General features: G+C 59.3%; 21 protein-coding genes. 15 read left to right on the forward strand and 6 right to left on the reverse strand.

Features of this window, described 5'->3' with window-relative positions:
- Positions 1 to 9 precede the first annotated feature (9 nt).
- Complete coding sequence (locus IPM54_14565; protein ID MBK9261016.1) at positions 10 to 660, reverse strand: hypothetical protein; 651 nt, start codon at positions 658 to 660, stop codon at positions 10 to 12.
- A 35-nt stretch (positions 661 to 695) separates the two neighbouring features.
- Between IPM54_14565 and IPM54_14570 the strand changes: the two genes are divergently transcribed.
- The 3 genes from IPM54_14570 (at position 696) to IPM54_14580 (ending at position 6,484) form a co-directional block, all read left to right on the forward strand.
- Complete coding sequence (locus IPM54_14570) at positions 696 to 3,575, forward strand: HEAT repeat domain-containing protein (GenBank protein MBK9261017.1); 2,880 nt, start codon at positions 696 to 698, stop codon at positions 3,573 to 3,575.
- A gap of 270 nt (positions 3,576 to 3,845) precedes the next feature.
- A complete protein-coding gene (locus tag IPM54_14575; protein ID MBK9261018.1) occupies positions 3,846 to 5,270 on the forward strand; it encodes an RNA-directed DNA polymerase in 1,425 nt (474 codons plus the stop codon).
- Positions 5,267 to 6,484, forward strand: a complete 1,218-nt coding sequence (locus tag IPM54_14580) for an aminotransferase class V-fold PLP-dependent enzyme (GenBank protein ID MBK9261019.1) — start codon at positions 5,267 to 5,269, stop codon at positions 6,482 to 6,484. The genes IPM54_14575 and IPM54_14580 overlap by 4 nt, the downstream gene beginning before the upstream one ends.
- A gap of 9 nt (positions 6,485 to 6,493) precedes the next feature.
- Here the strand turns inward: IPM54_14580 and IPM54_14585 are convergent, their stop codons facing one another.
- From IPM54_14585 to IPM54_14605, 5 genes are all read right to left on the reverse strand, one after another.
- On the reverse strand, positions 6,494 to 7,021 hold the full coding sequence (locus IPM54_14585; protein MBK9261020.1) for a hypothetical protein: 528 nt from the start codon (positions 7,019 to 7,021) through the stop codon (positions 6,494 to 6,496).
- A gap of 78 nt (positions 7,022 to 7,099) precedes the next feature.
- Positions 7,100 to 7,957, reverse strand: coding sequence for a PhnD/SsuA/transferrin family substrate-binding protein (locus IPM54_14590; protein MBK9261021.1), 858 nt, complete (start codon positions 7,955 to 7,957; stop codon positions 7,100 to 7,102).
- 7 nt (positions 7,958 to 7,964) lie between these two features.
- Positions 7,965 to 8,891, reverse strand: coding sequence for an SUMF1/EgtB/PvdO family nonheme iron enzyme (locus tag IPM54_14595; protein ID MBK9261022.1), 927 nt, complete (start codon positions 8,889 to 8,891; stop codon positions 7,965 to 7,967).
- Positions 8,892 to 8,923: 32 nt separating this feature from the next.
- A complete protein-coding gene (locus IPM54_14600; GenBank protein ID MBK9261023.1) occupies positions 8,924 to 9,466 on the reverse strand; it encodes a hypothetical protein in 543 nt (180 codons plus the stop codon).
- The gene (locus IPM54_14605; protein MBK9261024.1) at positions 9,463 to 11,454 is read right to left on the reverse strand and encodes a hypothetical protein; all 1,992 of its coding nucleotides are present in this window, start codon (positions 11,452 to 11,454) and stop codon (positions 9,463 to 9,465) included. Before IPM54_14605 ends, IPM54_14600 begins: the two co-directional genes overlap by 4 nt.
- 402 nt (positions 11,455 to 11,856) lie before the next feature.
- On the opposite strand from IPM54_14605, the gene IPM54_14610 reads away from it, so the two are divergent.
- From IPM54_14610 to hypE, 12 genes are all read left to right on the forward strand, one after another.
- Positions 11,857 to 13,722: a hypothetical protein gene (locus IPM54_14610; protein ID MBK9261025.1), complete on the forward strand. Its 1,866-nt coding sequence runs from the start codon at positions 11,857 to 11,859 to the stop codon at positions 13,720 to 13,722.
- Between the two features lie 97 nt (positions 13,723 to 13,819).
- Positions 13,820 to 15,022 carry a 4Fe-4S dicluster domain-containing protein gene (locus tag IPM54_14615; GenBank protein MBK9261026.1) on the forward strand — a complete coding sequence of 401 codons (1,203 nt, stop codon included), beginning with the start codon at positions 13,820 to 13,822 and terminating at the stop codon, positions 15,020 to 15,022.
- Positions 15,015 to 15,491: a cyclic nucleotide-binding domain-containing protein gene (locus IPM54_14620; protein MBK9261027.1), complete on the forward strand. Its 477-nt coding sequence runs from the start codon at positions 15,015 to 15,017 to the stop codon at positions 15,489 to 15,491. The genes IPM54_14615 and IPM54_14620 overlap by 8 nt, the downstream gene beginning before the upstream one ends.
- Positions 15,492 to 15,523: 32 nt before the next feature.
- Positions 15,524 to 16,354, forward strand: a complete 831-nt coding sequence (locus IPM54_14625; GenBank protein MBK9261028.1) for an FAD/NAD(P)-binding protein — start codon at positions 15,524 to 15,526, stop codon at positions 16,352 to 16,354.
- Position 16,355: 1 nt separating this feature from the next.
- Entirely contained in the window at positions 16,356 to 17,165 is an 810-nt protein-coding gene (locus IPM54_14630) for an oxidoreductase (protein ID MBK9261029.1), read from the forward strand.
- Positions 17,158 to 18,444: a Ni/Fe hydrogenase subunit alpha gene (locus tag IPM54_14635; GenBank protein MBK9261030.1), complete on the forward strand. Its 1,287-nt coding sequence runs from the start codon at positions 17,158 to 17,160 to the stop codon at positions 18,442 to 18,444. Before IPM54_14630 ends, IPM54_14635 begins: the two co-directional genes overlap by 8 nt.
- A gap of 1 nt (position 18,445) precedes the next feature.
- The gene (locus IPM54_14640; GenBank protein MBK9261031.1) at positions 18,446 to 18,913 is read left to right on the forward strand and encodes a hydrogenase maturation protease; all 468 of its coding nucleotides are present in this window, start codon (positions 18,446 to 18,448) and stop codon (positions 18,911 to 18,913) included.
- Positions 18,914 to 18,922: 9 nt separating this feature from the next.
- Positions 18,923 to 19,264, forward strand: coding sequence for a hydrogenase maturation nickel metallochaperone HypA (locus IPM54_14645; GenBank protein MBK9261032.1), 342 nt, complete (start codon positions 18,923 to 18,925; stop codon positions 19,262 to 19,264).
- Positions 19,265 to 19,272: 8 nt separating this feature from the next.
- Positions 19,273 to 21,555, forward strand: coding sequence for a carbamoyltransferase HypF (hypF, locus tag IPM54_14650; GenBank protein ID MBK9261033.1), 2,283 nt, complete (start codon positions 19,273 to 19,275; stop codon positions 21,553 to 21,555).
- Entirely contained in the window at positions 21,555 to 21,794 is a 240-nt protein-coding gene (locus tag IPM54_14655) for a HypC/HybG/HupF family hydrogenase formation chaperone (protein MBK9261034.1), read from the forward strand. The genes hypF and IPM54_14655 overlap by 1 nt, the downstream gene beginning before the upstream one ends.
- Positions 21,791 to 22,882 (forward strand): hydrogenase formation protein HypD, encoded by a 1,092-nt coding sequence (gene hypD / locus IPM54_14660; protein MBK9261035.1) that lies wholly within the window; start codon positions 21,791 to 21,793, stop codon positions 22,880 to 22,882. The genes IPM54_14655 and hypD overlap by 4 nt, the downstream gene beginning before the upstream one ends.
- Positions 22,882 to 23,943, forward strand: coding sequence for a hydrogenase expression/formation protein HypE (gene hypE / locus IPM54_14665; protein MBK9261036.1), 1,062 nt, complete (start codon positions 22,882 to 22,884; stop codon positions 23,941 to 23,943). Before hypD ends, hypE begins: the two co-directional genes overlap by 1 nt.
- The last annotated feature ends 15 nt before the right edge of the window (positions 23,944 to 23,958 follow it).

Consider the following 23,958-nt stretch of genomic DNA (forward strand, 5'->3'; position numbering starts at 1 on the left):
ATGACGCCCTCACCTCGCCCCACCCAATCGCGAAAGCAGCACCGATTGCACCGATTTCTTCACGATGCCCGAATTCTTTTCAATCTCCGCCGGCATCCAAAAATAAAGCACGCGCCCGGATGCTTCGGCACTCGAACGCACGAACGACATCCCATTCGCATCCACGCGCTCCGTGCTTTGCGGGTAACACTCTTTGCACAAACACGGAAGCAGCGCCTTGTCCTCGTGTTTCGTCACGTTCACCGGCGGCGCAATGCCCGAGCTCCATGCGGCTCCATCGAGCAATGCCGCAGAAGCCACATCGAGCGCCCGCGGAGTTTGGAGAGACATACCCAGCGTCCCCGGCGCCGCATTGATGCCTTTGCCATTGGCAAACCGAATCCGCGGCACGTGCGACGTGATGTCCGTAATCGGCACACGATTGCGCCCAGACTTCCAACCTTTACCGCTTCGCTGCGGACTCTCCAACACCGCAACGAGCCACAAACTGTCCGCCGGCGGCCTCACCGTCACCAGAAACAAACGCCCACCAGCAGATAACGAATCGAGCGCCTTGTTCGAGCTGGCATAGGTATCGATCGGCCAGATCTTCCCCGGCTTGCGCCCGCCCGCTTCTTTTTCGAATACCGCTTTGCTCACGATGGCCAGGATGTCCGCCATGTCCACGACTGTATCAGAACGATAAAGTGACCACCATGAATGGCATCACGCCCGCCATCACGCGCCTGTGCGACGAAAACGTCGCCGTGCGTCGAGCTGCCGTCGACGAGCTCGATCTTGGTCCCGTGCCGCATCGTTTTGCACTCCGGCACGTGCTCGTCACCGATGACGATGCCGAAGTGCGAGCGAAAGCAGCTCACAAGCTCGGCGAAGCGCGCATACGCCGCGCTATCCCGGCGCTCGTCGAAGCAGCAAGCGACCCGATGCCGTCGGTGCGTGATCATGCGCTGCGAGCACTCGGAAGACTCGGTGCTCCCGAAGTCTTGACGATCGCGAAGGAAGCCGTGCGGTACGAACCTGTTTGGTGGGTGCGTCGCGCAGCGATCCGGGCAGCGGCCGCGGCAAGCCGAAAGGACGCCCTCGCGGTGCTCATCGATGCGCTGTCGGACCCGTTTTGGCGCGTGCGTCATGCGGCCGTGCAAGCGCTCGCAACACTCGGCGAAGATGATCTCGATGTGCGCGAACAGGTTCGTCATGCCGAACATTTGGAACGCCAACGAATTGTGGACGATGCGCCCTCCGCAAGCCCCCTCGCGTTTGCGGCGAGGTATCTCGATGCGGTCTGGAATGGCAAACCCACGGACGATGCCGCGATTGTCGGTGCTTCTTCGTCGCCGGTCCCGTTCGTCCCGCAAGCGTTTGCCGATGAAGATCCTGCCGTCGTCACAGCGCGTCTCGAAAAAGCGAACGATGCCGATGTTCCATCGCGAGCGCTCGTGGCTTGGCTCGGCAATCCTCACGCAGCGCTGCGAACACTGGCGCGACGAAAACTTCGAGACCGTAACGATTTCGATGCGCTGCTCGATGCTCTTCGCTGGTTCGACGAACCTCGTGTGCCGCATGCTGCCGCGGAAGTTCGAGCGATCTGCGATCGCCTCGGTGCGGACGACATCACGCTTGCTCGACGCGTGCTCATGCAGCGCGTTTCGCCGGGCGCCGTTGCGTGGGCAGCGGAAGTCGCCTCGCTTCGCGGATGCACCGAATCGATCGACCGCGTGCGTACGCTCGCGCGTGAAGGCTCAGCCGAGATCCGACGAGCAGCCATTCGAGGGCTCGTTCGCGATGAACGATCGCTGGAGATCGTGCTCGCGGCGTTGAACGACGAGGATCCGCTCGTTCGATCGGCCGCTCTCACGGCATGGGAGAATCGTCCCCGTTCAGGTCGTGTGATCGATGCGTGGATCGAAGCGCTGCTCGCGTTTGCGCCTCGAGCGTCGACCCTTCGTGAGCGTCGCGCCGTCGCGGAAGCGGCTGCGATCAGCGGTGACGAAGCGCTCTTGCAGCGTGCACTGGACGATGCAGATGCTTCCGTCGTCGCGACGGCCATCTCGGCGCTCGCAGCGATGGGCGCACTTGGTTCGTCCGAGCGAACCCGCGCTTTGTCGAGCGAAGATCCATGGATTCGTGGAGCAGCGCTCGACTTGCATGCTGCTCTACGCACGGCGATGAGAGATCCGGATCCCTGGGTTTGTCGTGCTGCAACGGACTTGGTCGTCCGTGATCGTACGAAGGTTTCACCAAATGAACTTCGCGCGTTCGCGCTCGCGGGAGCGCTTCATGCAGATGCGTGGGTGCGCGCGCGCGTGGCGGAACTGCTCGATCCACGGCATCGGGAGGAGCTTCGTGCGCTGCTGCGTTTGTCCGGAGATACCGCACCGATGGTGCGTGCAGCCGCCGCGTCGGTGCTCGAAGCGATGCCATCGCTCGAAGAGCATGTCTCGGCGCTGCTCGATGCTGGCGAAGCGGATAAAACGGTGCGCAAATCGGCGTTCACGTGGCTCGTGCGTCGCGGAGACGACGCGGCGTTTCAGCACTTGATCGAAGCGCTCGAACGTGACTCCGAAGAGCAAGTGGTGACGCAGCATCTCGAGGCATTGTCGTTGGTTTTTCCGGAACGGTCATTCGAACGAGCGCCGCATTTGCAAGACCGGCGGCCAATTGCAGCAATCACTGGCGACGCGCCCATTCGGCGGCAACACGAAAGTCGTTCGGCGCGCTCGTTGCGGCCGCTCGGTAAAACCGGCCTTCATGTATCGCCGCTCGTGCTCTCCGGGGCGCATGGCCTTCCGGCGTCCGCGTGCGCAGAAGCGTTCGATGCCGGCGTGCGGGCGTTTTTTTGGGAGCCGCGATATCAGGAATTGACGCGATTTTTACGCTCGCGGCGCGTGGCGCGTGACGCGCTCGTGGTCACTGCCGGCACGTATTTCGCAGGCCCGGACGCCATTCGATTGGACGTCGAACGAATGCTGAAGCGGCTTCGATTCGATTATTTCGACGTGTTCTTGCTCTTTTGGGTTCGTTCTTCCGAACGTTTGTCCGAAGAAGATTATGCAGCGCTCGATCGGCTTCGAACCGAAGGCAAACTGCGCACGTTCGGGTTTTCCTCGCACGATCGCACGATCTGCGTCGATGCAATGATGCGCGCTCCATGGCCCGTCGTGATGACGCGGCATAGCGCCGCGCATCCGGGTGCAGAGGAGCGGGTTTTTCCAAAGGCACTCGAACGAGGCACCGGCGTGCTCACGTTTACGGCGACATGTTATGGGCGATTGCTGCGCCCCACGGCTGCGCCGAGCGACGTAGCCATGAACAAGCTCCCCACAGCGCCCGATTGTTATCGATATTCTTTGTCACAACCTGGCGTATCCGCATGTCTGACGGCGCCGCGCGATCGGCAGGAGCTATTCGAGAACCTCGAAGTGCTCGATTCTCCGGAGCTCGACGGCGACGCCGCGGAATTTCTTCGATCGCACGGGGCTGCGGTGCGTGCGGAAAATCGACGATTCGATGCGCTCGTGCGCCGAGCGCCTGGTGGTCCTCACGATCGCCTTCGCGAGCTGCTCGACGAGGGCTGACAGAATTTGCTTCCATTTTGCATGAAGGCGTGATTGACTGGTTTTGCGCTCCTGGAGGCGCTGCAGCCAGCTATCTGTCCGCGATGTCACGTCGCGGCTGACCCCGACGACCATTGGAGAACGAAGCGCACGAGGACCGCCCTGCGGGGCTTTTCGTCCTAGTTCGCCTCTGCCGTGCAGGTGGCGATTCCTCCAGGAGCGCAGCTTTTTCGACGTAATGGTTGGCGTTTCTGCTTAACGCCGCCGCTCGACCTTTGCTAACCTCGCTGCATGAGCCTGGTCGGCCTGTTATTCGAGCTGAAACCGTTGCTCGAAGACCGCGAGCGCAACTTCGATCGTATCGTCGAGCTGCTTGAAAAACACCGCAACCTTGCCGAGTACGAGGTGGCGCGGTTTTACGTCAGCCGCAATTGGCTCGACCCCATCTCCAAACGGCTCGCGAGCATCGATCCACGTGAACGATTGCGGGGCGTTCGGTTGATCCCACTATTGTTTGCGCGAGCAACGGCAGCTCAACACTTGCGTCGCATGGTCAAAGATGCGGACATGGCCGTTGCAAGCGCAGCGCGAGCAGCCGTTCACTCGCTTGGTATTGCCGACGTTGCGCCGCCCGATCGGCGTGCGCCACCTCCGCGGTATCCGGGCCCTTCGGCGCTCGGAGGTTGGAATCCAAGCGGTTGGACATTTGGGCTGCACCGGGATCATTGGGCATTTCGAGCGAACAGGGCCAAGGCAAAGACGCCTCCGAAGGCCGACGTTCCCCCGCTCAAGACGCCGAAAGACCTCGCTGCGCTTTTGGGCGTCAAAGTCACGGCGCTTCGTTCGTTATCGCGTCCAGGCACGGGTCCAGGATCGGGTTACGTCGAATTTGAGATTCCCAAGCGCACGGGAGGCGTACGGCGCATTTCGGCTCCGCGCATGCCGCTAAAGCGTGTTCAGCGCACCATTTTGGACCAAATCCTCGCCAAATTGCCCGCGCATCCGGCTGCGCATGGGTTTGTCGAAGAACGATCGACGGTGAGCAATGCTTCACCGCACGTGGGGGCGGCGATCGTCGTTCGTGTCGACATCGAAAACTTCTTCCCGACCGTGCATTATCGCCGGGTCTTCGGCTTTTTCTTTCAGCATTACGGCGAAGAAGTGGCCAAAGCTCTGTCGCAGCTCACGACCCATAGGCCCAAATTGCCCGATGGAACCGTGGTTTGGCCGGGCGCATTGCCACAAGGCGCACCGACTTCGCCTGCCATTGCGAATTTGGTGTGCCGAAGGCTCGATGCGCGCCTCGCGGCGCTCGCCAAGAAAGCGTCCGCGAATTACACGCGTTATGCGGACGATTTGACCTTTTCGTTCCGCGATCCACCCGACCGATTGGGGCGATTTCTGTGGTGGGTCAATGCCATTCTGCAGCAGGAGGGTTTTACCGAGAACGTCAAAAAACGCCGTATCATGCGCAAAGGCAATCGAATGGCCGTCACGGGCCTCGTCGTCAACGACAAAGTCGGAATTCCGCGCGAGGATCGCCGCAGGTTCAAAGCCATTCTCAACAATTGCCGCCATCACGGCGTCGAATCGCAAGCACGCGGAAAGCCAGACTTTGCTGCGTGGCTCCGAGGGTATGCCGCATATGCGCGAATGGTTCACCCGAAGCTCGGCGAAAAGTGGCAACGTGAAGTCGAGGAGCTGCTTGCCAAGTGACCATTTCCTTTCCTGAATCTCATGCCGCCCGCGTACGTCCGTACTGGGAGCTTGATCCAGCCATTACATTTCTGAATCACGGGTCGTTCGGCGCTTGCCCAAAGCCCGTACTCGACGTGCAAACCGCATTGCGCGTGGAAATCGAGCGCGAACCGGTGCGTTTTTTCGCTCGCGCCCTGGAGACTCTTTTCCATGAAGCGTTGGAGGCACTGGCTGGGTTCGTCGGGGCCAATGTCGACGATCTCGCGTTCGTCAGCAATGCGACGACGGGGGTCAACACCGTTTTGCGATCGCTGTCGTTCGAGCCTGGTGACGAGCTTTTGACGACGGATCACGCCTACAATGCTTGTCGCAATGCGCTCGATTTCATTGCAGAAAATGCCAGGGCGCGCGTCGTCGTTGCAGCGATCCCATTTCCCATCGAATCACCCGATCAGGTCATCGCCGCGCTCATGGAGCGCGTCACGTCGCGTACGCGCCTCGTGCTCATCGATCACATTACGAGTCCCACCGGAATCGTTTTTCCTGTTGAAACGATTGTCCCGGAGCTAGAGAGCCGTGGAATCGACACCCTGGTCGACGGTGCGCATGCTCCAGGAATGATTCCGCTCAATCTCGATGCGCTTGGCGCTGCATATTATACGGGCAACTGTCATAAGTGGATGTGTGCGCCCAAGGGCGCGGCATTTTTGCATGTTCGCCGTGACAAACAGGGTCGCATCAGGCCGCTCTCCATAAGCCATGGGGCGAACAGCCAACAAACAACTTTATCACGATTTCGCTTGGAATTCGATTGGACGGGCACCATGGATCCGACTCCATGGCTCGCGATTCCGGCAGCGCTTCGGTTCATGTCGTCGCTGCTCCCGGGAGGCATGGCTGCCATTGCTCATCATAATCGCCAAACGGCACTGGCGGCGCGAAAGCTCTTGGCGGAAACGCTTGCATGCGCCCTGCCCGCACCTGATTCGATGATTGGCTCGATGGCGGCGATCAGCGTGCCGGACGCGAATGAAAGGGCACCTTTGGGCCTATTGGAATTCGATGCGCTGCAAGAAGGCCTATTTCAGCGCCATCGAATCGAAGTGCCGATCGTTCCGTTCCCGCGCTGGCCTCGAAGATTGGTCCGCATTTCTGCGCAAATCTACAACGATCCCGACGACTATCGACATTTGGCAAAAGCCCTCGTGACCGAGCTCGATGGGCGGACGTAGAGCGACGGATCAGCTTTGCTGCGAGGGAAACGACGCGCCGCGTGCTCGTTCGAACATGCCGAGCACCGTGGACTGTGTGGGAAATCGAATGGCGATCAAAATGGCTCCCGCGAGGAAAAACGGGGCGGTGAATGGCCGGGGATTTCCGAGTTGTGCCAAGACGAACCCGAAGAGAGCGACGGCTTCGGACAGAGCGAGCGACAGAATGAGGGGCGTCATGAAGCAGGCAAATGCTTTGCCCATCGCAGCTTTCGGGTCCGAAAACACGACACGTTTGGGCATTGCATCACGATAACGCCCGGGGAAAGCGCTCGGAGCAGCTTCCTCCTCCGTCTTGACGTCTGCCGCGCGGGCAGCCTGCTGATAGAGCCACCGTGGCAGCAAAAAGCTGGTAACGGCAATGGTCAAGGAGACGAACCCGAACACGGGCGGCATCATTGGATTCGGTTGCAAGGCAGGAGGCGTCTTCAGGAAGACGTACGCGATGACCACATAGAGAAAGCATGCAGCGAGCAGCGCAAACCAGATGATGCGCATGGTCAGGAGAACAGGATGCGACCGCATCTCGACGTCATATCATGAATGCGCACCCGCATGTCAACATGAACGCGCCGATCAATACCACGACGTGCGTGGCGGGCGCGAGGGACGCGAAGGGCGATCGCTAGGATTCGACGAATTGCGCTCGTCCGGGGTGTGGGGCGTGAGCAAGGGCGCGAGCCGGTGGTAATCGGCGAGCGGTGTTTGCACGAGGTTGTCGGCTTCGAGCGCTCCGAGAAACCTCGAGCGCACCATTCCGCTTTGCGTTTTGGGCACGAGGTTTTGAATGATGCGATTGGCTCGCGAGTCCTCGAGCGTCGCGGGCAACACGATCGCATCATTGAGGCAGCTCTCGGTGAATGCAATGGGCGTGAGTTTGTCGCCGGCGGGGCCCGCGTACCAACGCATTCTTTCGACCATGGCCCCGGAATCCGTTTCGTATGACGAAACCGCCGTAATATCGGCTGTATCGAGGAGCACGGCTTCGACGGCGGCGCGATGTGAACCCACGAAGATTTGCGAAGCGAACGTACGCGACAAGTCAATGCCTTCGGCGCGTAATCTCGCCGCTGCGAGCAAATAACCTCCGGCGGACAAAGGATCCACCCACGCGGCCTTTTTGCCTTGAAGCATCGTAAGGTTCAATCGAGCGTTTTTTTTCGCGACGATGGCCGAATGGTATCTCGTGCGCCCTTCCCGCGCAATCGTGAATACGGCTTTCGCGGCAGGCAATTTGGCCGTCACTGCGGCCGGAGCCCAAACGATATGCGCAAGGCCGCTCTCCATACGTTCTTCGATGTCCGCATAACTCGTCGCAACATGTGTCGTCACCATTTCGCCGAGCTTTGGTTCGAGCGCGGTACGAATGAGCTCCGCGCGAGCCTCTGCTTTGGCCGATCCGAGCGATGGGGGCAGAACGAAGATGAGCGCCACAATAGGCCTATTTCCGCGGCTGCGGCGGGGTTACGCAACGAATGCCCAAAAACCCGCAACGATAGGTGACTTCGAACTTTCCCGGTCTGTCGGTACGCATCAAATTGGGCAAACCATCACGCCAACTACCGCCGCGACCCACGCGATCTTTCGTTCGCGAATCTTGCCTGTTCGTCGTCCATTCGAAGACGTTGCCTGCCATTCCCAAAAGGCCGTCTTTGCTTGCGCCTTTGGGATGTTCGTTCACGGAACACGTGCTCGTCCGAGCGCCCGCGCCCGACCAGCAAACGTGATCTTTCGGAGGCTCGTTGCCCCACGGATACATGCGCCCTTCGGCACCACCTCGAGCAGCCCATTCCCATTCTTCATCCGAAGGGAGGCGTTTGCCCCGGTACGTGCAATAATCGACGGCTTGTTTGAAATCCACGCACACCATGGGGTGGTCTTCTTTGCCGGCCTTCTTGTAGGTCGCTTCGGGAGCGCAGGTAGCAAAACTATCGGTGCATTTCTTGTCGTTGACGCACGTTTCGAATTCTTTTGCAGTGGTTTCGACCTTGTCCATGCACAGGTCGGGCACATTGGCGTCGATTTTCAATAATCCCATTTTGAAGTTACCGCCGGGGACGAATACCATTTCCGGCGGGCAGGGGCTTGCAGGTGCGGCTGGTGTTTCGGGTTTTGCGACGGCGGTTTCTCCGGGATCGGTCGCCGGTGGCGGCGCAGCCGGAGCATCGGCGACGCAAGCGCCGTTTTCGGCATGCGTTCCCGCGGCGCAGGTCGGAGGTGCAGGCTGCGCAGGCGTAGGTGCGGGCGTGGGTGTCGATGTTTTTGCAATCGTCCCCGTGTCCTGCGTCGAGCCTCCGCATGCCGCAAAAAATGCCAAAAGTACGGCCGAACCTGCCGTGATGACCGTCGTCTTTCCAAAAACGTCCATGATCGATCCTCCAACCCCAATCGAGTCAGTCATCAGTACATGACGATCGTCGGCGCTGCCGCACCTTCGATCCAATATTCTTGAAGCAAAAGGCCCGGTGAAACCATGGATCCGCCGTAGGTTTCACCAAATGAAAAAAATTCGAATACCCGACGATCGCCAGGACGAATGGGGAAAACGACTTCAGCCGCTTCGGGAGCGGGTGCGCCGGCGGGCGGCTCGCGTAACCACATCGACACGCCCTTGAACGAACCGCCAAGCAATGAAATGGCGGTCGTGCGCGTGGAACAATGAACTTTGATCCAGGCCCGCACACGCCATGCGCGACAACCTTCGGCCCTGGGACCTCGGCGCGTCATACGCACGCGCGTTGCCGTTTGCCAATCGGATAATTTTGGAGTTTTGGTATCTTTGTCGTCGATGACGATCTTTTCGAAATCAATGGGTTTTTCTTCGTCCGTCGGACCAGGGTCGGCCGGGTTCGCACCAGCATCGGCGCGCGCAATCGAAAATGCCGCCAACGCGGAGATTCCTCCCACGATGAGACTTGCAAAAAGGGCTTGGCGCAGTTTCATAATGTTTTCAGATAGGCCACGAGAGCCTCGCGGTCTTCGGCCGATAGAAGGCTGGTATTTCCCATACGATCCCCATTCATTTCAATGAGTTTTTCCAGGCTGCTCGCGCGACCGTCGTGAAAGTATGGCGGTCTCCCGCCCACATAACGCAGCGACGGCGTTTTGAATTCCTGATTCGATTCGTCATCGAATCCGGCGACGACGGGCAATTTCTTGAATGGGTACGATTCACGATCGGTGTAATTCGATTCGGGCACGTGACATTTGGCGCATTGCACGTCGCGCTTGTTGAAAATCTCTCGACCTCGGAGCTCTTGCTGCGTCAAATCGCGATTTTCACGCGGCGGCGGCACGAGTCCTTCGCGGGCGAAAATGGCAATGAGCGTCGCGCGACCAAGCCCCGCACCTCCAATGTTTTGCGGCATTCCGCCCCAGCGATGCAGTCCCATGCCCGCGCTGACGCGCGCTGCGAGATCCGGGCTTTCGCCATGCCAACCATACGGGCCCCGAGCGCCCACCATTCCAGCAAGCATGGGCGTTCGTCGAGGTACACCTTTCTTTTTCGCCAAATCGGGGATGTTTTCGTAGGTACCGACGAAATTCGTGTGCATTCCATCGACGGTATCGAATGTCGCTTCGTGCCATACGTGCCCGTCGTCTCGGCCGTCCGGATGACAACCGGCACATCCGAGCCCGCCGCTCACGATGGGATCGGTCGCATTGTAAAAAAGTCGCTTTCCTTTTTGCGCCTCGACGGACAACGTATCTTCTGCAAAATGCACGAGCGACAAACGATCTCGCACGACGATGGCGGTCTTGGGCGGCGGTGACAAATCGATTGCCACGACATCGTTCGTCGATCGACAAACCACGTATGCGGTGTTTTCATCTGCAGATAGCGTGATGCCCGATGGAGCACCGCATTCCGTGGCCGCGCCATATCCGGGGTCGTATTTTTGGCCGACCTGAAACATACGCACGATGGCCAGCGTCGGATCGAGGGCCATGGCATCGAGCTCGGCGACGATATCGTCGCCTTCGCCTGCAACGAGCAGCGTATTCGTCTTGGCGCGATATACCATTGCGCGCGGTTGCGTAAATGGGCCTCGATCACGACCCGGAATGGATACGGGCGTATCCGCGGTCATGGTCAAATCGGCGACGGCGCTTTTCGACGCCGGTAAGCCTCCAAGGTGAATTGCGGAAAGTTGTTCCGGTGCGGCTTTTCCCGATTTGCCCGGAAGCAGCACCACATCGACCGTGGGTTGCCCGAACCAGGAACGTCTGGCAAGCGCGCCCACCGCGTGACGAGCAAGAAATAGACGCTCTTCGTCGGGTGACAAGACGAGCGAATACCCCAGCGACGCGTGCAATTTTTTCCCCGATGGAGCTCGCACCGGCGAAGGCATGACATTCATCGCTTGCACGACGGGACCACTCGCGTCGTCACGCACGATGGTTACATCCGGACCAACCAGATGACTCACGAGCACTTCGCCGTTTTCACGCACGGCAATGCCTCGAGGCTCACGCGGCACGTCGACGGACCAGGCAACCTTGTTCGCCGAAAGATCCACCTTCGAGGCTTTGTGTGACCAGGCGCTCGTGACGAACGCCGCGGTCGCGTCGGGATTTACGGCAACGCCCCAGGCATCGGGCGGGAGCGCGATACGATTTGTCTCGACAAACTTTCCCGATGCGTCGGGTTGGAGAACGAGGAGCAGGCCGGGATCGCGAATCGTAACGAGAACTTTTGAGGACAAAGGAAGCACGGCGGCTGGCGCGCCAGGCATTTCGGTTGTCGCAATGGCCGCATCCGGAGCGAGCGGCAAAGGGATCCGGCGCAGCGATTTGTGGTCTTCGTCGGCGACGAGCAAGGCGTCGTTGGCGAGGCTGCGAGCGATTGCGGCGCCTTGCCGGAAGCTCGGACCGAGCCGTGTCGGTGGCGATGGAGTGGCACTCGTCGCGCTTTGCTGGGCTGCGGTCACAGAAGCGGACGCAGCGGGAGCAGCGGCATCTGGAGGCGCGTCTTTTGGCGAAGTACACGCGAGGGGGGCCGGCGAGCACGCCGATTGCGATGAGAAAGGAGAAGCGACTCGAGGCCACGATGATCGATGTATCGGATTGACTCGCGCGCGACAAGGGGCCCGTGCGAGACGGAGCAGCGCACTGCTCGCTCGCGTGCGAATTGTTCTGTGTGCAAAGAACGCCGCGCCTCTGTCGAGCATTCGTTCGTAGCCAAAGTAACTTTGTTGACAGAGACCAAATTTCCCTTAGGGTTTACCCTTCGTCGGAAGTCCTGGAGCACGACTGCGATGCGCGTCGGATAGGCATCTTCAGGACATCCAAGCGTTGCCCACGAGGCACATTCTTAACGGATCGAGGGAGACATGAAGACAATTCACTCTTCACTTTTGACCGGTGCTCTGGTGAGCGTGGCCGGGCTCGTTTCAGTGACGGCGGGCTGCGAGCTCATCGCGGGGATCGATCGCGGGCAAATTGGCGGTGGTGGTGACGCAGGCGCCAGTGTATCGTCCTCTTCCAGCAGCGGCGAAGGCGGCATGGCCGGCCATGCGGGTCATGCCGGAATGGGCGGCGGTGGTATGGGTGGCGCCGGCGGCGGGGGTATGGGCGGGCAAGGAGGTGCTCCGGAATGCGTCATGGACACCGATTGCACGTCGCCTGCCAACGAATGCTCGACCGTGGCGTGCACGGATGGAACGTGCGTCACGACAAACTTGGCTGCAGGTACGGAAATTGCGGCGCAGACGCCTGGTGATTGCAAGGTCGCCGTATGCGACGGCACGGGCAACATCATTTCGCAAGATCTCGACACGGACACGGCCACCGACAACAAGGAATGCACGCAAGACACGTGTTCGGGGGGCATGCTTTCGTATCCGCCCGTTGCGAGCGGCACGATGTGCATGGAAAACGGCGGGAAAGTTTGTGATGCGGCCGGCGCGTGCGTGGAATGCAACGTCGGAATGGATTGCGCATCGGGGGTTTGTCAGGCCAATGTGTGCCAAGCGGCCGAATGCGGTGACATGGTTCAAAATGGGACCGAGTCCGACGTCGATTGCGGCGGCATGTGCGGAGGCTGCGACGACGGCAAAATGTGCATGATCGGAACGGATTGCACGAGCATGGTCTGCGATGCAGGAACGATGACGTGCGCAGCTCCGACGTGCGACGACATGGTGAAGAATGGTTCCGAAACGGACGCCGATTGCGGTGGACCTTGTCCAGACGATTGCAAGGATGGCGAGGGCTGCATGGTCCATGACGATTGCACGAGCGGCTTCTGCAATCCAATGACCAACATGTGCGCGACACCTGCGTGCAATGACGGCTTCCAAAACGGCGACGAGACCGATACGGATTGCGGCGGAACGTGCCCGAGCACGTGCATGAATGGACAAGATTGCACGAAAGACGCCGATTGCTCGAGCGGCTATTGCAATGCCATGATGGTGTGCGCTGCTCCGACCTGCACCGATATGGTACAAAACGGAACCGAAACGGACATCGACTGCGGTGGTTCGTGCCCGAGCGATTGCATGAACGGACAAGGTTGCATGGTCAATGGCGACTGCACGAGCGGCTATTGCGATGCCATGCTTACGTGCGCTGCACCGTCGTGCACCGATATGATCGAAAATGGCACCGAAACCGACGTCGATTGCGGCGGAACGTGTCCAAACGACTGCATGGACGGCCAAGGCTGCATGGTCGACGGCGATTGCACGAGCGGCTATTGCAATGCCTTGATGACGTGCGCCGTCGCGACGTGCAGCGACGGCATTCAAAATGGCACCGAGACCGGCGTCGATTGCGGTGGAACGTGCCCCAAGTGCAATGGCGATGCATGCACGAACAACTCCGAATGCTCGAGCGGCATGTGTTACGAAGGCGCATGCGTCGCATCCGTGAATGGTTGCGACATCAATACCGCGCAAGACTTCACGGCGATGCCACTCACCATTACGTTTACGAGCTTCAGCTACACACCGAAATGCGCCAAGGTCAAGGTAGGCGCAGTCGTCACGATCAATGGCAGCTACAGCAACCATCCGCTGGAAGGCGGCATCGTGAGCGGTGGAATGCTCGATCAGGCGTCGAGCGGCCCGTTCATTCCCGTCACCAACACGGGCACCACGAAGAACTTCACGATGAGCTCCACCGGAACGTTCCCCTATTATTGCGTACCCCACGCGCTCGGCGGCATGATCGGCGCCGTGTTCGTCGTGCCGTGATCGGTCGGCACGGCATCCGCCCAAGCTGCCGATTCCGTTGCCCTTCCTGAGGCATACCCCTTGCATTTCGGGTCGGGATATCTAAATATTCCGACCCATGTCTGCCCCGCCGATCGATCCACACGCAAATCCTGCGCCGACGCACGCATCCAATGCGCCGGGTTCGTCCGCGCCTGTCGTGATCGCGGCCGATGCGCTCGATGCCCTCGTCCAAGCGCTCGTGAAGCATGGGTACGAGGTTGTCGGCCCCGTGGCGCGCGACGGAAATATCGTGATCGATTCGATTCGACACGCCGCGGACTTGCCACGAGGACTCGAAGACGTGCAAGCGCCCGGTCGTTACCGGCTCGAGCGGCGCGATCATGACGCCTACTTCGCCTTTTCCGTGGGATCTCAGTCGTGGAAGCAAGTGTTTCACGTGCCCGTCGAACGCCTTTTTCAGGTTCGTCGTTCCAAACAAGGCATGGATGTGATCGCCGATGACGTTCCGCAGCGTCGTATCGCCATGTTCGGCGCGCGATCGTGTGACCTTGCAGCGATCGGCATCCAGGACCGAGTTCTCGCCGGGGGCGACCATCCGGATCCCCGTTATGCGAAAAGGCGCGAGGACGTCTTCGTCGTTGCCGTCAACTGCATCCGAGCTGGCGGGACTTGTTTTTGTGCATCGATGAAAACAGGACCTCGTGCCAGCAGCGGATACGACCTGGCGCTCACGGAATTCATCGACGATGGCGAGCATCGGTTTTTTGTGGAAATCGGATCGCCTCGAGGACAAACCCTTCTCGACTCCATCGAAAACGGGCCTGCAAGCGCGGAAGACGTCGAGCTTGCGGCGGCCATTTCTGCCAAGACCGAAGCGTCGATGGGGCGCCGTTTGGACACGCACGGTTTGCCCGAACGGTTGAAGGAAAACCTCGAACATCCGCGCTGGGACGACGTTGCTTCGCGCTGTTTGGCGTGCGCCAATTGTACGAGCGTGTGTCCAACGTGCTTCTGCACCGACGTCGTCGACACGACGAGCCTCGACGGCAGCACTGCCGAGCGTACGAAACATTGGGATTCGTGTTTCAATTTGTCGTTCACGCACGTCCATGGCGGACCCGTGCGTTCGACCATTAAATCTCGCTATCGACAATGGTTGACACACAAACTATCGACCTGGCACGATCAATTCGGTTCGTCCGGGTGCGTCGGGTGTGGCCGGTGCATTTCATGGTGCCCGGTGGGGATCGACATCACGGAAGAAGCATCTGCCATCAAGACAAACCCCATGGGAACATCGCCCAAGGAGCATGATTGAAGCCATCATGGAAACGGAATCACTGGCGCGATCGCTGAGAGAGCATTCCCTCGTCAAGGGGCTATCGGACGGGCATGTCGACTTTTTGAGCGGCTGTACGAAGAACATACGAATTCCGGCGGGTCGATTCGTATTTCGCGAAGGGGCTGCCGCGGATGAATTGTACCTCGTGCGGTCGGGCAAAATCGCACTCGAAGTGCACGACGGGGCGCGAGGCGCGGTCATCTTGGAAACCATTGGCGGCGACGACGCGCTCGGCTGGGCGGCCATCAATCCGCCTTATCGCTGGAGTATCGACGCGCGGGCCATCGAGCCGACGCTGTTATTCGCAATCAATGGCACGTGTTTGCGTCAGAAGCTCGATGCGGATCATACCTTTGGTTACGCTTTCACGCGGCGATTGATGAACGAAATTCACGAACGGCTCGAGCGCGCTCGCTTGCAAGCGCTCGACGTGTACCGGGTTTGATCATGAAAAACTTGCCGGTAGAAGCGCTTTCGATGCCGCGCCGGGATGTGATGGTCCCCGAGTTTTTGCCGATTACGCGCATGCGTCGCGAAACGCGGGACGTGTTCACGATCGAATTCGATGTGACGGCGCGTGGGGGGTTTTCATTCGCGCCCGGTCAATTCAACATGCTTTATCCATTTGGCATGGGTGAAAGCGCCATTTCGATCAGCGGCGATCCCGCTCGTCCAGACAATCTCGTGCACACGATACGAGCCGTGGGAACGGTGACGCGAGCGCTGCAAGGTCTACGCAAAGGCGATATCATCGGCGTAAGGGGACCTTTTGGCCGTCCTTGGCCCGTTGCCGACGCACAGGGTAAAGACTTGGTGATCGTGGCTGGAGGGATTGGTTTGGCGCCGCTCAGGCCCGTCATTTACCATGCCTTGCGCAATCGAGACGCATTCGGAAAAGTGGTCATCATTTACGGCTCGAGGAATCCGGCCGATCTGCTTTTCACGAAAGAGCTCGAAGAATGGCGCGGGCGGCTCGATTTTCAAGTCGAAGTGACGGTGGACGCGGCCGATCGCACGTGGAAGGGGCATACCGGTGTCGTGACGAAACACATCGGGCGCACGGTGTTCGATCCGGGCAATACGATGGCGATGATGTGCGGGCCCGAAATCATGATGCGTTTTACCGCAAGGGAGCTCGAAAGACTCGGAATGCCCGTGGAAAACATTTGGATCACCATGGAGCGCAACATGCGTTGTGGTGCGGCGCTTTGCGGGCATTGTCAATTCGGTTCGTCGCTCATTTGTCGAGACGGACCGGTGTATCGGTACGACGAGGTGGCGCATCTATTGTCGGTGCGGGAGGTATGAGGTGGCAAAAGAAAAGCGCCCCAAGCTCGCGGTATTCAAGTTCGCCTCGTGTGACGGCTGCCAGCTCAGTTTGCTCGATTGTGAAGACGAGCTATTGCTCGTGGCCAGCGCCGTGCGCATAGCGAATTTTGCGGAAGCCTCGAGCGCCGTGCTTCGAGGGCCGTACGACGTGTCGCTTGTCGAGGGGTCGATCACGACGGCGCACGATGCCGAGCGGATTCAAAAGATTCGGAAGGAATCGCGCGTGCTCGTGACGATCGGCGCGTGTGCGACCGCGGGCGGCGTACAAGCGCTCCGGAATTTGCGCGATGTGAAAGAATTCGCCAGCATCGTATACGCAAGGCCCGAATACATCGATACACTGGCGACGTCGACGGCGATTGCTGCGCACGTAAAAGTCGATTATGAATTGCGAGGCTGTCCAATCGATAAAAAGCAACTTCTCGAAGTGCTCTCGGCGCTCCTTGCGGGTCGCAAACCGTCGATTGCGACGAGCTCGGTATGCGAAGAGTGCAAAAAGCGAGGCAATACGTGCGTAATGGTGGCGCATGGGACGGCGTGCCTCGGTCCCGTGACGCACGCGGGGTGTGGAGCGCTGTGTCCGACGTATCACCGCGGATGTTATGGTTGTTTCGGCCCGGCAGAAACGACGAATACGGCGAGCCTCGAGAAAGCGCTGCTCGCAACGGGCAAAACGCACGAGGAAATCATGCGGCTTTATTCGACGTTCAACGTCGGGGCGCCGGAATTCGACAAGGCGCGGCGCGAGCAGCTCGTGCAAATTCGGCCGAGGGAGAGCGGACGTGGCTAAAACGATCAAGGTCGACTATTTGACGCGTGTCGAGGGCGAGGGGGCGCTCACGATTCGGTACCGGGGCGACAAACCGTCGGCCGTGGAGCTGCGCATATTCGAGCCGCCTCGGTTTTTCGAAGCATTTCTGCGCACGCGGTCGCTTTTCGAAGTGCCCGACATCGTGGCGCGAATTTGCGGAATATGCCCCGTGGCGTACCAAATGAGCGCTTGTCATGCGATCGAAGATGCGCTCGGCGTCCAAATCGATGGATCTCTTCGCGCGCTGCGGCGCCTATTGTATTGTGGCGAATGGATCGAAAGTCACGGCCTGCACGCATTCATGCTGCATGTGCCGGACTTTTTGGGATATCCGGATGCCATTACGATGGCGAAGGATCATCGCGATTGGGTCGTGCGGGGGCTGGGCATCAAAAAGGCGGGCAATGCCATCGTTTCGGCGCTCGGCGGGCGTGAAATCCATCCGATCAACGTGCGAATCGGTGGGTTTTACCGCGTACCGACGCGTGGTGAGCTCGAAACGCTGCTTCCCATGCTTGAAACGGCGCTCAAGGATACCGAATTGGCAGTGGAATGGTTTGCCACGTTCGATTATCCGGACTTCGAGCGGGATTACGAATTCGTTGCGTTGCGGCATCCGGACGAATATCCTTTCTGCGAAGGACGAATCATATCGACGAAGGGCATCGACATCGATGTGCGCGATTATGAATCGGTGTTCGTGGAAGAGCACGTCGCGCATACGACGGCGCTTCAGGCAAAAGTGCGGGATCGCGCGGATTACTTCTGCGGGCCGCTGGCTCGATTCAACACGAACGAGGACAAACTTTACGACCGCGCGCGGGAATTGGCGCGCAAGATACGTTTTTCCGCGCCGGTGAAAAACCCCTACAAGAGTTTGATTGCTCGGGGGATCGAGCTCGTGCAGGTGCTCGACGAAGCCATTCGAATCATTCGTGCCTACGAGCGTCCGGACAAACCAGTCGTCGACGTCACGCCAAAAGCGGGTACGGGTTATGGTTGCACGGAAGCGCCGCGCGGCATTCTGTGGCACCGTTACACGATTGACGACGAAGGATTGATCACGGACGCGCGCATCGTGCCACCGACGTCGCAAAATCAAAAATGCATCGAACAGGACTTGTGGCAAGTCGCTCCGGGGTTGGCGCAGATGGATCACAAGGCCGCAACGCATCGAGCCGAGCAGACGGTGCGCAATTACGATCCGTGCATTTCGTGTTCGACCCACTTTTTGAAGCTCACGATCGAAAGGGAATGACGTGGTCGTGCGCATCGTCGGAATTGGCAGAAAAGCCGGCGGGGACGACGGAGCTGGTCCGGCGGTCATCGAACGATTGCGCACGGAAGGCGAAACGAATGGATTCGAATTGCACGAAATCGGCGAGCCCTCGGCGTTGATCCCGCTGCTCGAAGGCGCCGACCGAGTTATCGTGGTGGATGCTGCGCTCGGTGCAGGCGCCCCTGGTACGGTGCTCGTCGTTCGTCCGGAAGACGTGGAAACTGCTCCGATTTCTTCCGTTTCGACGCACGGCATGAGCGTCGGGCAAGCAATAGCGCTTGCCCGAGCCGTTTCGTCCGAAAAGGTTTGTCCACATATTTACCTGGTTGCCATTGCTGCCGAAAAACCCGCCGGAGTGGTCTTTGGTTTGTCCTCGGCAGTATCGGCTTCCATCAACGAAGCCGCACGAACGGCTCGCGCGCTTGCGCGTCACACTGCGGAGGCTTGACGAGGTTTCATGCACGAATCATCGCTGGGTCGAGATGTTTTGCGAGCGGTGCTCGAACGAGCTGCTGAAGCAGGGGCCACGCGCGTGCGTGTCGTACGCGGTCACGTGTCGGAAACAGAATGGCTGGACCCCGAGGCGATCGCATTTCATTTCGCCGCTTTTGCGCGAGGGACGGCTGCCGAAGGCGCGCGCCTGGAATTGACGACGAAGTGGGTCGAAGCCGATTGCCAGAATTGCGGCAAACGCTACAAGCCCGACCACCACGTGATGCTCTGCCCGCATTGTGGATCGACGGAGGCCGAGCTCTTGGGCGAAACGGGATTGCGCATCGAAACGATCGAGGTTGATTAGGAGCGTTCATGCGCATGTCCTTGCATGTGAGGGGGGTGGTGCAGGGCGTGGGCTTTCGGCCGTTCGTGCATCATCACGCGACGCTGCTGGGTTTGTCCGGTTGGATTAAAAATGGCCGGTCGGGTGTGGACATCGAGGTATCTGGGCCCGGCGAGCGCATTGCGCAATTCTGCGAAGCGCTCGAGCGAGACTTGCCGCCACCCGGAAAAGTAACGTCGGTCGATAGGCAATGGCTCGACGATGTGGTTGAATCGACATCTGATTTCCACATTCTGACAAGTGACGAAGACAAGGCACCGCGGGCGCTTTTGCCTCCGGATTTGGCGACGTGCAGGGATTGCTTGGCCGAGGTGTTTTCCGCATCGGATCGCCGGAGCGGGTATGCGCTGACGTGTTGCGCGCGCTGCGGGCCGCGATATTCGATCGTCGAGGATTTGCCGTACGACCGGTCGCGAACGACGATGCGCACGTTCGTTCGATGCGAGGATTGCTCGAGCGAATACGACGATCCATCCGATCGACGCTTTCATGCCGAGCCGATCGCGTGTCCGCGTTGTGGTCCGCAATTGTCGCTCCTGTCGAATACGGGCGAGCTGCTCGGTGCAGGAAATGCTGCATTGTCCCTTGCCGCGGCGAATTTGCGCGAAGGATCGATTCTGGCATTACGTGGATTGGGCGGATTTCAATTGCTCTGTTTGGCGACGGATGGTTTGGTCGTAAAGGAATTACGCAAACGCAAGCACCGCGACGACAAACCTTTTGCGGTATTGTTTGCGAATATCGAAACGATTTCTGAATATGCTGCCATTACAGCGGCTGAAAAGCTGACACTCGAAGGGCCGAGCGCGCCCATCGTGCTGGTGCGGAAAAAAGAAACCGCGACACTGGCGAACGAAGTTGCTCCAAATTGCCCGCTCGTTGGAGCGATGCTGCCGACGACTGCAATGCATCGCATGCTGGCGGATGCCGTGGGGCAGCCGCTGGTATGCACGAGCGGTAACATTTCGGGCGAGCCGCTTTGTGTGGATTCAAAGGTTGCTCTCAACAAACTCGGAACCATTGCTGATGCATTCTTGACACATGACCGGCCGATCACGCGGCCCATTGACGATTCCGTCGTTCGCGAAGGTCCGTTTGGCATGACCGTTTTGCGCCGAGCTCGCGGTTTTGCTCCCCTGCCCGTTTTTCGATTGCCGGACCCGCGGTGTATTCTGGGTGTGGGTGCGTTTTTGAAGAGCACGGTGAGCCTTTCCGTGCGCGGCGACGTCGTCATGAGCCAGCACCTTGGAGACATGGACGACGCCACGTCCGTCGATTTGCTCGAAACGACCATTCGAGACATGGTGCGTTTTTTCGACGCGCGGCCCGATGTGATTGCGTGCGATTTGCATCCGGATTTCGCTTCGACGCGGCTCGCCGAACGATTGGCGACGCAATGGCGCGTGCCGCTCGTGCGCGTGCAGCATCATCATGCGCACGTGGCTGCGGTTTTGGCCGAACATGGTATCGACGAGGAAGTTTTTGCGCTCGCTTGGGATGGTTATGGGTTTGGCCTGGATGAACAAGCGTGGGGCGGTGAAGCATTCGTCATTCGTCCCGGTGTTTGTCGCCGCGTGGGTCATCTAAAACCGTTTCGGCTGCCGGGTGGAGACAAAGCGGCTTACGAACCTCGCCGGAGCGCGCTGGGGCTTCTTTCCATGGCATTGGGCAAAGATGCATTGCATTTCGGTAAATCGCTCTGGCCCGATCGTTCGGCCGAAGCACTGCTTCAAGCAATGGAGCGCGGGTTTTCTGCGCCTTGGACGACGAGCATGGGGCGGCTTTTCGATGCAGCAGCGGCTCTTATGGGAATGCGCAACGTGTGCACGTTCGAAGGACAAGCCGCCATGGAGCTGGAATGGTCTGCCGAGACAAACGCATTCGATTTGCCGGAGCCTTATCCGATTTCACTGTCGGATGGTCCCGTGTGGATTGCGGACCTCGCGCCGCTCGTGCAAAGGCTTTTGGCGCATCGAGCGCGTGGAATGGCCGCATCGGAAATGGCTGCACGCTTCATTTCGAGCGTCGTGGATCTCGGCGTGCGTTATTGCGAGCGAGCGGGGCTACCTCGCGTCGTACTTTCGGGGGGATGTTTTCAAAATGATTTGCTCACGCGAGCGCTCGTGGAGCGCCTTTTGCGCAGAGGGCTGCAACCGCTCTTGCCGGCGCAGGTGCCGATCAATGACGGCGGTATTTCGGCGGGTCAAGTGGCGGTTGCATCTCGCGTGACGATGCATCAAGAAGGTGACTGATGTGTCTGGGTGTGCCTGGTAAAATTCTCGATGTGAAGCAAGGAGACTTGCGGACGGGACGCGTTGCATTCGGCGGTATCGTACGCGACGTGTGCTTGGAATACGTTCCGGAGGCCAGCGAGGGGGATTGGGTGATCGTGCACGTGGGTTTTGCGATTAGCCGGATCGACGAAGCCGAGGCGGCGCGGACGCTGTCGTATCTAGAACAAATGGGCGAGCTCGAAGGCGCTGAGTCATGAAATACGTGGACGAATATCGAGATGAAGCGCTTTGTCGCCGTTATGCCGAGGCGATTGCGGCAAAGCTTAGTCGGCCGTGGCGCATCATGGAGGTTTGCGGCGGACAAACGCATGCGATCGTTCGCTTTGGCATCGACAAACTGCTACCTCCGTCGCTTTCGCTGCTTCATGGGCCGGGTTGTCCGGTGTGCGTGACGCCCATCGAAGTGCTGGATCGGGCGATGGCGATTGCGTCGAGGCCCGAGGTCATTTTCTGTTCGTTTGGGGACATGCTTCGCGTCCCCGGATCGGAGCAGGATTTGTTTGCGGCCAAGAGTGCGGGGGCCGATGTGCGAATGGTGTATTCGCCGCTCGATGCGCTGCAAATTGCCGAGAAACATCCGGACAAGCAGGTGGTGTTTTTCGCGGTGGGTTTCGAAACGACCGCTCCGGCGAATGCAATGGCCATTCGAGAAGCGCATCGTCGCGGCATGCAAAATTTTTCGCTGCTCGTATCGCACGTGCTCGTGCCACCGGCGCTCGAAGCGATTTTATCGGCATCCGAACGAAACGTGGATGCATTTTTGGCAGCAGGTCACGTGTGTGCCGTCATGGGATTCAATGAATATGGGCCGATTGCACAGAAGCATCACGTTCCCATCGTGGTGACGGGATTCGAGCCGGCGGATATTTTGCAGGGCATTTCGATGTGCGTCTCGCAGCTCGAAGAAGGGCGGACCGAGGTCGAAAACCAATATACGAGGGCTGTGCGAAAAGATGGCAATGAATCGGCGCAACGCGTCGTTTCGGAAGTTTTTTGTGTGGTCCCTCGAAAATGGCGCGGTATTGGAGACATTCCGCAAAGTGGTCTCGGGATTCGCGAAAAATACGCTGCATTCGATGCGGAAAAGCGGTTTGCCGTAAGTGACATCGTGGCGGAGGAGCCGGCCGAATGTAAAAGCGGGCTCGTGCTGCAAGGAATTTTGAAGCCGAGCGATTGTCCGGCATTTGGTGTGCGGTGTACGCCCGAAAGGCCGCTCGGGGCCACGATGGTATCGTCCGAAGGGGCGTGCGCAGCTTATTATCGATATCGAAGGGCGGGGCTTTGATGTCCGATCGAAATTTCGATCTGGTTTGTCCGGTCCCCGTTCACCATTCGACGGTGCAGCTCGCGCATGGCGGCGGGGGTAGGCTTTCGCGCGAGATCATCGAGACGGTATTTCGCCCGGCATTCGGGGGACTTTCGCGCACGAATCGGCACGACAGCGCGGTCTTCGAAACGACGGGCAAACGATTGGCCATGACCACCGACGGGTACGTGGTAAAACCCATGTTTTTCCCGGGTGGTGACATTGGCAAATTGGCCATCTGCGGGACGATCAATGATTTGGCCATGGCGGGCGCTTGGCCCAAATATCTGTCGGCATCGTTCGTCATCGAAGAAGGTTTACCATTTGCGGATCTCGAGCGTATTGCATCGTCGATGGGTTCTGCAGCGCACGCCGCGGGGGTCGAAATCGTTACCGGTGATACAAAAGTCGTCGATCGAGGCAAAGGTGATGGTGTATTCGTGACGACGACGGGCATAGGGCTTGTGCCGGACGGCATTACCGTTGGGCCAAACGAGGTTCGTCCGGGCGATGTGGTGCTCGTGAGCGGCGATGTGGGGCGACACGGAATCGCGGTGTTGTCGGCGCGGGAAGGGCTCGTTTTGGAAGGTCCGATCGAAAGCGATTGCGCACCGCTACACGAAATCGTGCGGGCGCTCGTGGAGGCTGGCATCGCGTTGCATTGCATGCGAGATCCGACGCGCGGAGGACTCGCGTCGGTGCTCAATGAAATTGCAATGGATGGAGGCGTCGATATTCAAATTGACGAAAAGGCCGTGCCGGTAAGTGACGTCGTGCGCGGTGCGTGCGAGCTATTTGGGCTCGATCCACTGTACGTCGCGTGCGAGGGGCGCATGGTGGCGTTCGTTCCGGAACGTGATGCCGACCGTGCGCTTTCTGTCATGCGTAATCAGCGCGATGCCGTCGCGGCACAGCGCGTCGGCATTGTGGTCGCAAATGCACCATCGGGTCGCGACGGCCGCGTGACGCTTCGCGGGCGCCTCGGTACGACACGCCTGCTCGATCTTTTCGCGGGCGAACAACTTCCGCGCATTTGTTGATTGGTCGTGGTACCA

The sequence above is a fragment of the Polyangiaceae bacterium genome (genome assembly GCA_016715885.1).
GTDB lineage: Bacteria > Myxococcota_A > Polyangia > Polyangiales > Polyangiaceae > Polyangium.